Here is a 15,520-nt window from a genome sequence, read left to right as displayed (position 1 = left end):
GCCTACATGACATCTTTGCCCGCGACGTCGTCCGCGTCCCGCAATACCCGCCCCCAAGTGAACCTGACTGTGTTGCGCACGGAACAGCTTTCGCCCCACATGGTGCGCATCATTGCAGGTGGACCCGGTTTTGCCGGTTACGCGAACAACGACTTCGTGGACCGGTATGTGAAGATCGTGTTCCCGCAGCCCGGCGTCGACTATGAGCTGCCGCTGGATCTTTGGGCGATCCGCGAGACCATGCCACGCGAACAGTGGCCTTACACCCGCACTTACACTGTCCGCTGGGTGGACCAAGCTGCCCAGGAACTGGCCATCGACTTTGTGGTCCACGGCGACGAGGGCCTTGCAGGTCCGTGGGCCCTGGCAGCCCAGCCCGGCGACGCGCTTGTTTTCACGGGTCCCGGCGGCGCCTACAACCCGGCGCCCGACGCCGACTGGTACCTTTTCGCGGGCGACGACGCCGCCCTCCCGGCGATTGCCGCCGCAATCGAATCCCTGCCGGCCGGCGCCGAGGGCCTTGCTTTCCTCGAAGTCGATAGCGACGCCGACATCCTTGATATCGCGGCTCCCGACGGCGTGGAGCTGCGCTGGCTCCTTCGCTCCGGAGTCCCGGCGGGATCAAGCTCGATCCTGCTCGATGCCCTGGGCGAAGCCGAGTGGCTGCCCGGCCGCGTCGACGTGTTTGCGCATGGTGAACGCGGCTACATGAAGGGCCTGCGGGACATCTTCTTCAAGCAGCGTGGTCTGGAGCGTTCCCAGGTATCGCTTTCCGGTTACTGGGCCCAGGGGCGCGTGGAGGACGATTTCCAGGCGGAAAAGAAACTCCCGATCGGGCAGATCTAGGGCCTGCATACACTGGCGGGCTGCGGCCTGCGGCCTGCGGCGGCCTACCGCCGGCGCACGCGGCGGCGCTCGTTGCTGGCCAGTCCCTTGGTCAGCGGTCGGGCGAGGTTGTCGCCCAGCACGATTCCCGCGGCCACGCCCAGCACGATTGCTCCCGCGTTGAGCATTCCACCTGAGCCCAGCAAGACGTCCGCTTCCTGCACCGTCAACACATACATGGAACGGAATATCTTCAGCCCGGGGAGCAGGATGAGGGCTGCCGGAACGGCCACCACCAATTGCGGGGCCCCGAGTTTCAGCGCCACCATTCGGGCGAGCAGACCGATGACCACAGCGGAAATCGCGGGCGAGAGCCGGTCTCCGAATCCGAGATTGGAAGCCCCCCACAAAACGAAGTAACCCACCAAACCCACTGCCGCCGTCGGGAGCAGAAGTTTGAGCAGGGTCTGCTCCGTAATGCCGATGGCAATCACGGCCACAGCGATCAGGATCGCCTGGCCCCACAATGGATACGCCTCGGGGAATGTTTGGGTGACGTCGATCGCCACGCTGCCGATGATTTCACCCACAACCACCGCGACAGCGATGCCCGCAACGATCGCGCCGAAGGTCAGGATGGTGGACAGGAAACGTCCTGCCGCAGTCACGGGGAATCCGTTAATGGCATCTTGCACCGAAGACACGAGCCGCCCCGTCGGCAACAGCAAGAGGATGCCGCCCGCCACCACAATGGACGGCGGGATGTCGGCACCGGCCCAGTGCAGCATGAGCGCGATGAACGTGACCAGGAAGGAGCAGGCCGCCGTTACGAAGAAGTCAGGCGTGCGCCACTTGCCCAATTGCCGGGCCACGAGATTGACAAGCATATTGGAGACGAAAGCCAGGGCGGATGCTCCAAGTCCCCCACCCAGGACCCCGACGAAAACAGCGGAGAAGACGCCGAACGCCATGGTGACCATCCACCGTGGGAAGGGCTTGCTGCTGCGGATGATGTCATCCAGCCGGTTCACCGCTTCTGACCTGCCCACACCGCCAGCCACGATATCCGTGACGAGCTGGTGCACCTGGGCCAGGCCCGCGTAGTTATTGGTCCAGGAGCGAACAACCCGGAGCAGTGTAATGGGGGTCTGGTCCTTGGGCGCATAGTTGAGCGCGACTGACTGGTTGGTGATGTCGACTTCGATGTTCTTCAAGCCGAGCGCAGCCGTGACCGCGATGATGCTGGTCTCCACTTCCAGGGCACCTGCCCCGTAGCGGAACATCGTTTCGGCCATATGTAGCGCGAAGTCGATGGTCTTGCGGGCCGAAGCATCAACACCGCCCACATGGATGATGGGGTTGGCATAGGGACTGCCCGCCAGGCGGTCGACGATGCTCATGGGAGCGGTGGGAGGATTCTCGCCCTGCACGAGCCTGCGGAGCATGCGCTTGGCGTTGACATTCTGGCGCACCTGGGATGGCTTCAGAGGCTGCGTCTTGGGCAAGCCGTCCGTGTTGGGCCTGTTGTCGGGGCGTTCAGTCACGCGGGTGTTCCTCCAAAGGGCGTGGTTCCTCCAAATACGGTGTCATGCACATGCGATAGGCGGGGTGGCGCTGCGATTCTAGTAGAACTGCTGCCCCGTGCGACGGGTGTAGATCTGCCGTGCGATACGTTCCCCGGCAGCGGTCCACAGCTTGTACTTCAGCGGGCTGATGACTTGGTCGTAGCAGCCCACGAAGTCGGTGACGGTCTTGCTGAAGCTGGTCTTGAACAAGCCAAGTCCGTGGAACGGGTGCGAGGTGTCTTTGAGCCGGTCCGCGGGCGGAGTGCCGCAGAAATCGTACTCAGTGCAACCCAGTTCCTTGACCTGGTTGATGGCCGTCCACTGGACCAAATGCGAATCGCCGTACTGCGCGCGCTTCTGCAGCGATCCGCCGTCCTTGTAGGTGCCCTTTCGGCCATAGTTGATCACGAAGGCTCCGACGGAGGGGACACCGTTTTCGAAGACAAACAGGAGCCTGCCCTGGCCACGGTCGATGAAATTCGTCCAGAACTGGCGGTAGTACCCGAATTCACGGACCCGCACTTGGGACTTCGCCTCGACCGTGTTGGTCATCAGCGCATACATGGAACGGAAGTTCTCTTCCGTGGGTTCCATGGTGTGCACTTCAACGCCTTCGCGGATGGCCCGGCGAACGGCGTTGCGGCCGCGGGAATGCAGGTTGCGCAGCAGCTGGTTCTCCTCGGGAGAGATGTCCAACAGGGCTGTGGAGTCGTTCGGCTGCAGGTTGGCGGTCTTGACCACTCCGGTGGCCTCAATCGCGGCCCGGGCTTCGCCGCTGAGGACGATGTCCGGCTCGATTTTCACGGCGAAAACCCCGAGCTTGTCCCGCTTCACGAATTCCCGGTTGGCCTTGATGATCCCGGGGATGTCCTCGACGCCGGCAACGTCAGGGCCCTTGATGAGGTACCAGAGCTTGCCGAGCAGTGGAAAGGACTTCTCCAGGACCAGGTTGTAGCTGCTGTAGTCCGCGGTCTCGTAGACGAGATGCAAGGGCTTCCAGCCGAAGTGTTGCTTCACGTCTGCGAAGGCCTCGGATTGGAGGAGGTTGCCGCCGTTGGGGTTGGCCGTGACGTGTTTGTCCCAGTGTTCGATTTCCTCGGCGGTGGCAAAGCGTGCGGTAAATTCTCGCAAGGGGGCCGTGTCCAATCAGTTGCGTACTTGAGGCAGCAGGCACCGGTGTGCGGCGCAGGCGTTCAGCCTCAAGTCTATCGGCCCCTACAGGGAGCTACCGCCTGATCGGTTTCAATCGCCTTGGGCTGGGCCCCTTTCGATTTCTCACAGCCGCGGCAAAGGTTCCCCAAAGTCCGCAGCTATCCGGGCAACGGAAAGTGGTTACAACGAAAGCCGAACCAGGAGGATCCGTTGATCGTCTACCGCCCCATTCCGCCGCTCTCGACCGGCCGCAGCAACAGCTTGTGGTCGGTATTCGCTGCCATGGCATCGGCGGCATTGCTGGGCCCTGCCTGGCCGTCCGGTAGCCGCCGCGTCGAATATCAGGAAGCGGGCGCTAGCACTCCACAACGTTGACGGCGAGCCCGCCCATGGCGGTTTCCTTGTATTTGGAGGACATGTCCTTGCCGGTCTCGCGCATGGTCACGATGACCTCGTCCAGGGAGACGCGGTGGGTGCCGTCCCCCCAGAGCGCCATCTTCGCGGCGTTGATGGCCTTCGCCGCTGCGATCGCGTTGCGTTCGATGCACGGGATCTGGACAAGTCCGCCGATCGGGTCGCACGTCAGGCCCAGGTTGTGTTCCATCGCGATCTCCGCTGCGTTCTCCACCTGTCCCGGGGAGCCGCCCATGACTTCGGCCAAGCCGGCAGCGGCCATCGACGAAGCGGAGCCGACCTCGCCCTGGCAGCCAACTTCGGCACCGGAGATCGAGGCCTGCTCCTTGTAGAGCACCCCGACGGCACCCGCGGCGAGCAGGAACTTCACCACGACGTCGTCGCGGTCCTGCTGCGTGGCCTTGTCCATGCCGGGGGCGAAGTGCAGGGCGTAGTACAGCACGGCGGGGATGATCCCGGCGGCGCCGTTCGTGGGCGCGGTGACCACGCGGCCGCCCGAGGCATTTTCCTCGTTCACAGCCAGGGCGATGAGGTTCACCCATTCCTGCCAGTACTTCGGATCCCGGTAGTCAGGGTCCTGGTCTTTGGTTTCCTTCAGGAGCCGCTCGTGCCAGTCGGGAGCCCGACGGCGGACCTTCAGTCCGCCAGGCAGCACGCCTTCGCGCTTGAGGGACGTCTCGACACAAGCCTCCATGACGGAGTAGATGTGCAGCAGCCCTTCCCGGATTTCCTCTTCCGTCCGGGAGGCACGCTCGTTGATGAACATAATGTCCGAAATGCCGAGCCCCTTGGACGAGCAGCGGCCCATGAGCTCGGCGGCAGTGCGGAAAGGCAACGGGAGTTCCTTCTTGGACTCCTCCAGTTCCTTCTGGGCCGCGTCCTCTTCGCCTTCGCGGACGATGAAGCCACCGCCGACTGAGAAGAACGTCGCCTCGTGCAGCACCTCGCCGTCGGCGTCAGACACGGAGAACTTCATCCCGTTCGTATGCCGGGGAAGGACCGTGAGCGGATGCAGGATCATGTCCGACTCGCCGTACGGCAGCCGCACCCCGGAATCGGGATCGACGGCGCCGCAAAGGTTCAGCGTCCCGGTTTCGGCGATCGAGGCGAGCCGTTCCTCCACTTCCTCGGGAAGGATCTCCTCGGGGTGGTAACCCTCAAGGCCCAGCAGCACCGCAGTCATGGTGCCATGCCCCCGGCCCGTAGCAGCCAAGGAACCGTACAGATCAACGCGCAGGGAAGCCACCCGTTCGAGGGCACCGGACTCCCTCAGCTCACCCGCAAAGACCGCAGCAGCCCGCATCGGCCCCACGGTATGCGAACTCGAAGGACCAATCCCAATAGATAAAAGATCGAAGACGCCAACAGCCATTGTCGGATTCCTTAGTTAGTTGTGGTCGGGTTTGGGGCGAGTGAGCGAGTTCCTCCGCGTGCTGCTCCTTCGTCGCTTTGACGCACGCTTCCGGAACCCACTCACCCGCCATGTAGCCGTCACCAGAGCGAACGGTCAATGTTCTCGCGTTTCAAAGGAGGCGACCAGAGCGCCCCTTCGGGCCCGGCCTCCGGCAGCATGCGTCCCCGCCGTCCCCCTAACCTCGCAAGCTCGGTCAGGGAACCCGGACGGCGTGGGCCCATTCGGTCGCGAAAACGTCCGCTCAGCGGGCGTCTACGCGACCGAGCATGCCGAGGAGGTCGGACCCGACGGGCGTTGCCGATCCGATCCCGGACTACGCGAGGTTCGCGACGCCCGGGTAGAGCGGGTGCGCGGCGGCCAGGGCGTCGACGCGGTGCCGCAGGCCGGAGAGGTCGGCGTCGGCGTCGGCGATCAGTGCCTCGGCGATGATGTCCGCAACTTCACGGAACGCCGCTTCACCGAAACCGCGGGTTGCCAGTGCCGGGGTGCCGATCCGCAGGCCGGAGGTCACCATCGGCGGGCGCGGGTCGAACGGGACCGCGTTGCGGTTGACGGTGATGTCGATCGCGGCGAGGCGGTCCTCGGCCTGCTGGCCGTCGAGCTCGCAGTCGCGCAGGTCCACGAGCACCAGGTGCACGTCGGTGCCGCCGGAAATCACGGAGATCCCCCTGGCCGTGACGTCGGGCTGGACGAGGCGCTCGGCCAGGATCCGGGCACCGGCCAGGACGCGCTCCTGGCGTTCCTTGAACTCTTCCGAACCGGCGATCTTGAAGGCCACGGCCTTGCCGGCGATCACGTGCTCCAGCGGGCCGCCCTGCTGGCCCGGGAAGACCGCGGAGTTGATCTTCTTGGCGATGTCAGCGTCGTTGGAGAGGATGATGCCGCCGCGCGGACCGGCGAGGGTCTTGTGCGTCGTGGACGTCGTGACGTGCGCGTGCGGGACCGGGGACGGGTGCAGGCCGGCGGCCACCAGGCCGGCGAAGTGCGCCATGTCCACCATGAGGTACGCGCCCACGAGGTCGGCGATGCGGCGGAACCCGGCGAAGTCCAGCTGGCGCGCATAGGCGGACCAGCCGGCCACGATCAGCGCCGGCTTGTGCTCCAGGGCCAGGCGCTCCACCTCGGCCATGTCGATCCGGTGGTCCTCTTCGCGGACCTGGTACGGGATGACGTTGTACAGGCGGCCGGAGAAGTTGATCCGCATGCCGTGGGTCAGGTGCCCGCCGTGGGCCAGGTTCAGGCCCATGATCGTGTCGCCCGGCTTGATGAGGGCGTGCATCACCGAAGCGTTCGCCTGGGCACCGGAGTGCGGCTGCACGTTCGCGTACCCGGCACCGAACAGGGCCTTCACGCGGTCGATCGCGAGCTGCTCGATGACGTCCACATGCTCGCAGCCGCCGTAGTAGCGCTTGCCCGGGTAGCCCTCGGCATACTTGTTGGTCAGCACCGAGCCCTGGGCCTGCATCACGGCCACGGCGGTGTGGTTCTCGGACGCGATCATTTCCAGGCCCGAACGCTGGCGGTTCAGCTCGTCGTCGATCTTCGCCGCGATCTCCGGATCCAGCTCGGACAACACCGCGTCCAGGGACGGCGAAACGACCTGCTCGAACACAGCCGTTCCGTTCGCGGCGCTCACAGCTCGCCACCGTTCTTGGAAGCATATTCCTCCGCGGAAAGCAGCGGGCCATGTTCGATCACGGCCACCTTGAAGAGCCAGCCCGCACCGTACGGATCGTTGTTGATCAGCGCAGGATCGTCGACGACGGCGGAGTTCACTTCCGTAACCTCGCCCGTCACCGGGGAATACAGGTCCGAGACGGACTTGGTGGACTCAACCTCACCGCAGGTCTCCCCCGCCGTCAGAGCGGAACCGATCTCGGGCAGATCAACATACACGATGTCGCCGAGGGCATCGGTGGCCACGGCGGAGATGCCGACAGACACAAGATTGCCGGCTTCGCGGGCAACCCACTCGTGCTCGTCGGAGTACTGCAGTTCAGGTGCAACTTTTGCCATGTTTTTTCCTTTGCGTTGGTCTAAAAACAGTTGTGGTCAGGTTACGCGGCGGGGGACGCCATCCTCTGCGTGCTGCTCCTTCGTCGCTTTGACGCACGCTGCCGGATGCCGCTCCCCCACCGCTAGAGGCTTGTTCAGTTTTCGGGGCCAACAGTTCGGGAAAAGAACGCTGGCCCTTTCGGGTTTAGTAGGTGACCCGTGGTTCCCGTGCGCCAATCCAGTTTCTGTAGGCCAATCTGCGGCAGGCGGCCCATTATCCGGCACCTTTGGCTTTCAAAAGCGGGCCAAAGGTGCCGGACTGGAACTGAACCCGAGGTGAGCTGAACCAGAGGTGAGATGCAGGGCCCCATCGGGTGCCGGCATCCGGCAGCATGCGTCCCCACCGTCCCCCTAACCTCGCAAGCTCGGTCAGGGAACCCTGACGGCGTGGGCCCCTGCGAGAGCGACACGTCCGCTTAGCGGGCGTCTTCGCGACCGAGCATGCAGAGGATGTCGGACCCGACGGGCCAAACGCAACCACGGTCACGCACCAATCGGAACCGTACCAGTGCCTACTTAGCCCGCTTATAGAACGGCAAGGCAACAACTTCGAACGGCTCGGCCTTGCCGCGCAGGTCTACATCAAGTGCCGTGCCCGGTTCGGCGTGTTCGACGTCGACGTATGCCAGTGCCACGGGGTAGCCGAGGGTGGGGCTGGGCTGGCCGGAGGTGACTTCGCCGACCACTACGCCGTCCTTGAGGACCGGGTAGTGACTGCGGCCGGCGCGGCGGCCCAGGCCCTTGAGGCCGACCAGCTTGCGGCCGCTGGTGGAACCGGCGCCATCGGCCTTCAGGGCTTCGAGGGCAGCACGGCCCACGAAGTCGCTTTCCTTGGCGAGCGACACAACGGGGCCCAGCCCTGCCGAGAAGGGGTTGCCTTCGCGGGAGAGCTCGTTGCCGTAGAGCGGCATGCCGGCTTCGAGGCGCAGGGAGTCACGCGAGGCCAGGCCGGCGGGGATCAGCTCGCCGTCCTGGGCAACCGATGCGATTGCTTGCCACAGGGCGGCAGCTGCATCGTTGTCCACGAAGATTTCGAAGCCGTCCTCGCCCGTGTAGCCGGTGCGGGCGAGCAGCAGTTCCGTAGTGTTGCCGGCAAAGGTGAAGGGTACCTCGACCGCGGCGTAGTACTTGAGCTCGGTGACGAGGGAGTGCTGTTCGGCCGGGACCAAGCGGAGGAGGATGTCTTCCGCTTTGGGGCCCTGGACGGCGATCAGCGAGGTTGCCGCGGAGGCGTCATCGACGACGACGTCGAAGTTGGCGGCCCTTTGTGCCAGCGCCTGGGCAACAACCTTGGCGTTGCCGGCGTTGGGGACCACAAGGAACTTGGAATCGCCGCGGCGGTAGGTGATGAGGTCGTCGATGATGCCGCCGTCTTCCTGGCAGATCAGCGAGTACTTGGCCTTGCCGACAGACATGGCGGAGATCTTGCCCACCAGCGCGTAGTCCAGGAAGGCCGCGGCTTCCGGGCCGGTGACCCAGACTTCGCCCATGTGGGAAAGGTCGAACAGGCCCGCGGACTGGCGGACGGCGTGGTGTTCGGCCAGTTCGGAGGAGTACTTCAGGGGCATCTGCCAGCCACCGAAATCGGTGAAGGAAGCGCCGAGCTTCTTGTGCTCTTCGTAGAGCGCAGTGTAGTTCTCAGTCATCGTGGGAGTCCTTTAGTTCTCGAAGGCTTCGATCGGAGGGCAGGAGCAGACCAGGTTGCGGTCGCCCGCGGCGCCGTCGATGCGGCCCACCGGCGGGAAGTACTTGTCCTGCTTGAGGTGGTGGACCGGGAAGACGGCCTGCTCGCGGGAGTACTCACGGTCCCAATCGGAGCTCACGACGGCGGCCGCGGTGTGCGGCGCGTGGCGCAGCAGGCTGTTCTCCACCGTGAAGTCGCCGTGCGCGACCTGGTCGATTTCCTTGCGGATGGTGATCATGGCTTCGATGAAGCGGTCGATCTCCCCGAGGTCCTCGGACTCCGTGGGCTCCACCATGAGGGTGCCCGCGACCGGGAACGCCAGGGTGGGAGCGTGGAAGCCGTAGTCGATAAGGCGCTTGGCCACATCCTCCGCGGTGACGCCGGTCCGGGCGGTCAGTTCGCGCAGGTCCAGGATGCACTCGTGGGCCACGAGTCCGCCCTCACCCGTGTAAAGGACCGGGAAGTACTCGTTCAGGCGCGAGGCGATGTAGTTCGCGGCAAGCAGCGCGGACTTGGTGGCCTCGGTGAGGCCTTCGCCGCCCATGAGCTTCACATAGGCCCAGGAAATCGGCAACACACCCGCCGAACCGTACCGCGAAGCTGAAATCGCAACGCCAGTCCCTGGCAAAGAAGCGCCGTCTTCATGGGCCGCCTTGTTGGCATCGCCCGGCATGAAGGGTGCCAGGTGTGCCTTGGCCGCGACCGGGCCGACACCGGGTCCGCCGCCGCCGTGCGGGATGCAGAAGGTCTTGTGCAGGTTCAGGTGCGACACGTCGCCTCCGAACTTGCCCGGCTGGGCCAGGCCCACGAGCGCGTTGAGGTTCGCGCCGTCAACGTACACCTGGCCGCCGGCCGCGTGCACGGAGTCGCAGATCTCGCGCACGTCGGCGTCGTACACGCCGTGCGTGGAGGGGTAGGTGATCATGATCGCCGAAAGGACATCCTTGTTGGCGTCGATCTTGGCCTGCAGGTCCGCGTGGTCGATCGTGCCGTCGGCGGCGGTGGCCACCACGACCACCTTCATGCCGGCAAGCACCGCCGAGGCCGCGTTGGTGCCGTGGGCGGACGCCGGGATGAGGCAGACGTTGCGCTGGGCCTCGCCGCGGGAGTGGTGGTAGCCGCGGATGGCCAGCAGGCCCGCGAGTTCGCCCTGGGAACCGGCGTTGGGCTGGATGGAGACCTGGTCGTAACCGGTGATCTCCGTCAGGTCGGCTTCCAAATCTTCGATCAGTTCGCGCCAGCCCTCGGTCTGGGAATCCGGGGCGAAGGGGTGGATCGAGGCGAACTCCGGCCAGGAGATGGCCTCCATCTCGGCGGTCGCGTTCAGCTTCATGGTGCACGAACCCAGCGGGATCATGGTGCGGTCCAGCGCCAGGTCACGGTCCGAAAGCCTGCGGATATAGCGCAGCAACTGGGTCTCGGAACGGTGCGTGTTGAACACCGGGTGCTGCAGGAAGTCCGAAGAACGCCCGACGGCGGCCTCCAGCGCGAAACCCTCACCGGACTCAAGTACCTCAGCGCCAAACACCGCGGCGACGTCGCCGACAATTTCCTTCGTAGTGGTCTCGTCAACCGAGACGCCCACGGTGTCGGCATCGATGATCCGCAGGTTGATGCCCTTGGCCTCGGCGGCAGCAACGATCCCGGCAGCCTTGCCCGGGACGCGGACCGTGACGGTGTCGAAGAAGCTGCCGTGCAGGACCTCAAGGCCCGCGCCCTTCAACGAAGCGGCCAGGGTCCGGGCGTGGTGGTGGGCGGTCTCGGCGATCGCCTTCAAGCCATCGGGGCCGTGGTAGACGGCGTACATCGAGGACACGATGGCCAACAGTGCCTGCGCGGTGCAGATGTTGGACGTCGCCTTCTCGCGGCGGATGTGCTGCTCGCGGGTCTGGAGGGCCAGGCGGTAGGCGGGAGTGCCGGCGTCGTCCTTGGAAACGCCCACCAAGCGGCCCGGCATGGAACGCTCGAGGCCCTTCTGGACGGCCATGTACGCGGCGTGCGGGCCGCCGAAGAACAGCGGCACGCCGAAGCGCTGGGTGGAGCCGACAGCGATGTCGGCACCCTGCTCGCCCGGAGGCGTGATCAGCGTCAGGGCCAGGAGGTCGGCTGCGACGGTGACGAGGGCGCCGCGTTCCTTGGCGGCGGCGATCACGGCGGAGTGGTCGAACACCCGGCCGGAAACGCCCGGCTGCTGCAGCACGATGCCGTTGATCTCGCCCTCGGGCAGGCCGGCGGACAGGTCCGCTATCTCCACCTCGAAGCCCAGCGCCTCGGCGCGGCCCTTCACGATCGCGATGGTCTGCGGCAGGCAATCGGCGTCGAGGAGGGTCTTGCCGTCATGGGCCGTCTTGTTCTTGTTCGCGCGGCGCATCATCAGGACCGCTTCGGCGACGGCGGTCGCTTCGTCCAGCAGGGAGGCGTTGGCGATGGGCAGGCCCACGAGGTCCTGGACCATGGTCTGGAAGTTCAGCAGCGCCTCGAGGCGGCCCTGGGAAATTTCCGGCTGGTACGGGGTGTAGGCCGTGTACCAGGCCGGGGATTCGAGGATGTTGCGGCGGATCACCGGCGGAGTGACGGTGTCGTAGTAGCCCTGCCCGATCATCTGCACGGCCGTTTTGTTCTTGGCCGCCAGCTTGCGCAGCTCGGCCAGGACCTCCACCTCGCTCAGGGCGTTGGCCAAGGTGAGGGGCTTGTCCTGGCGGATGTCATTGGGAACCGCGGTGTCTACGAGCGAATCGACACTGTCGTAGCCAACAGACTTGAGCATGATGTCAATGTCGGCCTGGCGGCGGGCGCCGATATGCCGGTCAACGAACGTAGTGGAGGTTGAACTAACCGTCACGAAGGAACTCCATAAATAAGGCGGCGCAGGGTGCGCCACAGCTAATCGGGTTCCTCCCCGCTCTGTATTGGACCTGAGAGTTTCCGCGAAACCATGCTTGTGGCACTGTTCCGCTTGCACCGTCGGTGAGCACGCGTCAGCGCGCTGCTTTCCAGAGTTGCCTTGCCGCGGCGGTGCGTGGGCCTGAGAGATTCCTGGGGAGGATTTGCTCCTACGGCGCCTGCATCACATGCCTGCAGGACTCTCCCGCCGCAGATCAAAGGCGTATTCAGTTGTGTGAATCGGATTGTGGTTGCCGGTGACGGCTGCCACAACTCCCAATTGTCCTATGGACTGCCCGCGTCCGCAAATATGGTCACCGAGCCGCCGGACTTTCCCAACTGACTGGCACTTGTTGTCGCTTTGGAGCGTCAAAACGACAACAACTGCGAGTGAGTTGGGTGGCCACTCAGCCACGGAGGCGTTCGACGGCGGCCAGCAGCGCACCGACGTCGGCGCTCCTGGCGCTTGCCTTGACTTCCGTATCGCCGGCGCCACCCTCAAGCATCGCGTTGAAGTAAAGTCCATCGCCCATGTACCGGACGGCTTTGGCCATCTCGGGCCCCACTTCCTCGGCGAGCACATCGAGCCATTGTTGCTGGATCCCGGCGAAGCGCCTGCGGGTTTCTTCGTGGGCTACTTCCGCGAGCCGCGTGGCTGCCACGAACACCCGGTCCAAGGGGGTGTCCGCCCAAAGGGAAGACTTGATGAAGAACGCGGCCGAGCCTTCGGGAGCTGCCTTCATTGCCTCGATGTCCAGCGCGGCCAGCCTGTCCATGCGTTCGAGCAAGGAGCCGATCATGGCTTCCTTGTTGGGGAAATGGTAGAGCAAGCCGCCCTTGGAGACGCCTGCGCGCTTGGCGACGGCGTCCAGGGTGGCAGCCCGCTCCCCCACCTCGATCAGCAGGGCTTCAAAGGCATCCAAGACAGCGTCCCGGGCAATAGGTTTTCGCGGCATGGTGTCCATCATCCCTTAGTTCGATGTGGCAGTTCGATGAGTCAGATTGAAACTATACCGTCCAGACGGTACAGTTATCCTCATGTTCACGCCGTCCACAACCCAGCACCCCCGTACCCTCTCGATTCAATCCGCCCCGTGGCGCGATTGGGCTGCCTTGGCGCTCCTGATGTTCCCGGTGCTGCTGGTGGCTGTGGACAATACGGCCCTGACGTTTGCCCTGCCGCAAATCGCCCGGTCGCTGGAAGTGGGGGGCGTGCAGCTGCTGTGGGTCGTGGATGCCTATCCCCTGGTGCTCGCGGCACTGTTGGTGTCGATGGGAAACCTGGGCGACAGGATCGGCCGCCGCCGCTTGCTTTTGATCGGCAGCACGGGCTTCGCCGCAGTTTCAGCGGTCACCGCCTTCGCGCCGTCGGCTGAATGGCTCATCGCCGGACGCGCCAGCATGGGCATCTTCGGAGCCATGCTCATGCCGTCCACGCTTTCCTTGATCCGCAACATCTTCCCGGACCCGAACCGCCGCCGGCTCGCCGTCGCCGTGTGGGCAGCGGGATTCTCAGGCGGTGCCGCGCTCGGGCCGATCTTCGGTGGCTGGCTCGTGGAGCATTTCTGGTGGGGAGCCGTGTTCCTGGTTGCAGTGCCACTATTGCTGCCCCTGCTCGCCTTCGGCCCGTTCCTCATCCCCGAGTCCAAGGACCGCAACCCGGGAAAGCCGGACGTTCCCAGCGTCGTGCTGTCCATCTTGACCATGGCTCCGGTGGTTTATGGCATCAAGGAGTCAGCCGTGCACGGTTTTGGTCCTGGACCCGCGGCCTTCACGGCGTTCGGCCTGGCCATGGGAATCGTCTTCGTCCGCAGGCAGCGCTCTTTGGCATCGCCCATGTTGGACGTGCAGCTTTTCCGGAACAAGGTCTTCAGCACGGCCATCACGGCCAACGTCTTGTCCTTGTTCTCCATGACCGGCTTCATCTACTTCTTCGCGCAGCACTTGCAGCTGGTGGAAGGCCAATCCCCCATGCAGGCGGGGATCGCCATGGTTCCGGCTTTGCTGGCCACCATCGTGGCGGGCCTGGTGGTGGTTCCGCTGGTCAAGCGGATCCGCCCGGGTCTGGTGGTGGCATCGGGTTTGGCACTGAGCGCGGTGGGATACCTCGTGGCCGCCCTGGGCAACCACAGCCAGGGGCCGGGGTACCTTTTGACGGCACTCCTGCTGCTGGCCATAGGGGTTGGCTCGGCCGAGACCATCTCCAACGACCTGATCCTCGGCGCGGTCCCTGCTGACAAGGCGGGTGCTGCATCGGCGATCTCCGAAACGGGCTACGAACTCGGATCATTGCTGGGCACAGCCGTGCTTGGCTCCATCCTGACAGCGTCCTACCAACACCACTTGTTGCTTCCGGGCGAATTGTCCGGCCACGCAGCCGAACGCTCGAGGGAGACCCTCGCCGGAGCCATGGACGCCGCGGCCACACTACCCCAGCCGTTGGGCGACGCCCTGACCTCCGCCGCGCGTGCCGCCTTTGAATCGGGGGTCCACATCACAGCGGCGATCGGGCTGGTACTGATGGCGGGAGCGGCAGTCCTTGCCGCCGTCGTGCTTCGCCGCGTGCCGACGGCAAAGTAGGCGGAGTCTAGACGGCCCGGTTCAAGGCAGCATCAGGCGAGCCGAAACTACGGGTAATTCCGCCCAACGTAGCGGTGGCAAGGGTCGAGAGGTAGTCGTGCCGGCGACGGGCAGTAATGCGCGATTGGGGCTCAAAGGACTGCCCGGGATCGTCCGCGTAATGCGCGGACAGTCCGTCGCGCATGAGGCGGATGCCCTCGGCACGTTGCTGTGAGACCGCAGCGTGCGTTGAACCGAGTTCCTCGGCGAGTTCCTTGACGGTCCGCCCCGCGAAGTAGATCTCCTTGACGACGTACCGCATCTTTTCCGGCAGGGCCTCGACGGCTGCGCGAAGGTACTTGAGGCGCTCATCGGCCAGGACCGAATGCTCCGGGGAGATGGTGTCCGCGGCGACAGTGTCCACGACGACGTCGTCCAGGGGCGACAGCGTCCGTGCGGCGTCTGCCAGGGCGGCTTCCACGACGCTGCGTTCGACGCCGAGGGCCGATGCGGTTTCGGCAACCGAAGGTGTACGGCCAAGAACGCCCGACAGCGTCTCCTGGACCGACATGGTTTCCTTGATGCGTTTACGGGCTGATCGGGTGGCCCAGTCGCTGGACCGCATCTCGTCCGCAAAGGCTCCGACGATCCGGCGGCGCGCAAACGCGCCGAAGGGGACTCCGAGGTTCGGATCGAAGGAATCGGCAGACGTTATCAACGCCACGGACCCTACCGACGCGAAATCGTCGCGCGACAAATGAGAAGCTCTCGCGCAGAGCTCCGACACCAAGTAGCCAACGAGCGGCAAGTGCTGCAGCACCAGCTCGTTGCGTTCTTCGCGATTCAAAATTAGTCCCCCCATGAGACCTGTTTATTGAGTTGCCAAGCCTGATTCCAGGGGCTTCATGGGCGAGCTGCTGAGACGATGCAACGTGCCGAAGATTACATGGAACAGACATGTATTCAGTG

11 protein-coding genes and 1 riboswitch are annotated in these 15,520 nt (G+C 64.7%); of the genes, 2 read left to right on the top strand and 9 right to left on the bottom strand.

The genetic code is table 11. The features are described 5' to 3' along the window. The first annotated feature begins 6 nt into the window (after positions 1–6). Entirely contained in the window at positions 7–846 is an 840-nt protein-coding gene (locus tag ACFVTG_RS17840; RefSeq protein WP_284752379.1) for a siderophore-interacting protein, read from the top strand. A 44-nt stretch (positions 847–890) separates the two neighbouring features. On the opposite strand, the gene ACFVTG_RS17835 is transcribed toward ACFVTG_RS17840, so the two are convergent. The 8 genes from ACFVTG_RS17835 to ACFVTG_RS17800 all read right to left on the bottom strand — a co-directional run bounded on the left by ACFVTG_RS17835 (position 891) and on the right by ACFVTG_RS17800 (position 12,948). Beyond that, the gene (locus ACFVTG_RS17835; RefSeq protein WP_390282221.1) at positions 891–2,369 is read right to left on the bottom strand and encodes a threonine/serine exporter ThrE family protein; all 1,479 of its coding nucleotides are present in this window, start codon (positions 2,367–2,369) and stop codon (positions 891–893) included. 78 nt (positions 2,370–2,447) lie between these two features. Then, positions 2,448–3,521 carry a lipid II:glycine glycyltransferase FemX gene (locus ACFVTG_RS17830; protein ID WP_390282220.1) on the bottom strand — a complete coding sequence of 358 codons (1,074 nt, stop codon included), beginning with the start codon at positions 3,519–3,521 and terminating at the stop codon, positions 2,448–2,450. A 376-nt stretch (positions 3,522–3,897) separates the two neighbouring features. After that, positions 3,898–5,328, bottom strand: a complete 1,431-nt coding sequence (locus tag ACFVTG_RS17825; RefSeq protein ID WP_390282219.1) for an L-serine ammonia-lyase — start codon at positions 5,326–5,328, stop codon at positions 3,898–3,900. Between the two features lie 355 nt (positions 5,329–5,683). Then, positions 5,684–7,006: a serine hydroxymethyltransferase gene (glyA, locus tag ACFVTG_RS17820; protein ID WP_390282218.1), complete on the bottom strand. Its 1,323-nt coding sequence runs from the start codon at positions 7,004–7,006 to the stop codon at positions 5,684–5,686. Continuing rightward, positions 7,003–7,386, bottom strand: a complete 384-nt coding sequence (gcvH, locus tag ACFVTG_RS17815) for a glycine cleavage system protein GcvH (RefSeq protein WP_390282217.1) — start codon at positions 7,384–7,386, stop codon at positions 7,003–7,005. The genes glyA and gcvH overlap by 4 nt, the downstream gene beginning before the upstream one ends. A gap of 551 nt (positions 7,387–7,937) precedes the next feature. Beyond that, positions 7,938–9,071 (bottom strand): glycine cleavage system aminomethyltransferase GcvT, encoded by a 1,134-nt coding sequence (gene gcvT / locus ACFVTG_RS17810; protein ID WP_390282215.1) that lies wholly within the window; start codon positions 9,069–9,071, stop codon positions 7,938–7,940. 12 nt (positions 9,072–9,083) lie between these two features. Continuing rightward, positions 9,084–11,951, bottom strand: a complete 2,868-nt coding sequence (gene gcvP, locus ACFVTG_RS17805) for an aminomethyl-transferring glycine dehydrogenase (RefSeq protein WP_390282214.1) — start codon at positions 11,949–11,951, stop codon at positions 9,084–9,086. Positions 11,952–12,112: 161 nt separating this feature from the next. After that, positions 12,113–12,210: riboswitch (glycine riboswitch) on the bottom strand. A gap of 189 nt (positions 12,211–12,399) precedes the next feature. Then, positions 12,400–12,948, bottom strand: coding sequence for a TetR/AcrR family transcriptional regulator (locus ACFVTG_RS17800; protein WP_284756274.1), 549 nt, complete (start codon positions 12,946–12,948; stop codon positions 12,400–12,402). Between the two features lie 82 nt (positions 12,949–13,030). On the opposite strand from ACFVTG_RS17800, the gene ACFVTG_RS17795 reads away from it, so the two are divergent. Next, on the top strand, positions 13,031–14,572 hold the full coding sequence (locus ACFVTG_RS17795; RefSeq protein WP_390282213.1) for an MFS transporter: 1,542 nt from the start codon (positions 13,031–13,033) through the stop codon (positions 14,570–14,572). Positions 14,573–14,579: 7 nt separating this feature from the next. On the opposite strand, the gene ACFVTG_RS17790 is transcribed toward ACFVTG_RS17795, so the two are convergent. Continuing rightward, positions 14,580–15,413: a sigma-70 family RNA polymerase sigma factor gene (locus ACFVTG_RS17790; RefSeq protein ID WP_284756277.1), complete on the bottom strand. Its 834-nt coding sequence runs from the start codon at positions 15,411–15,413 to the stop codon at positions 14,580–14,582. Positions 15,414–15,520 lie beyond the last annotated feature (107 nt).

Origin of the sequence: Arthrobacter sp. NPDC058127 (assembly GCF_042884555.1) — a bacterium.
Lineage (GTDB): Bacteria > Actinomycetota > Actinomycetes > Actinomycetales > Micrococcaceae > Arthrobacter.
The sequence above is the reverse complement of the archived record's forward strand: the minus strand, read 5'-3'. Positions and strand labels throughout refer to the sequence as shown.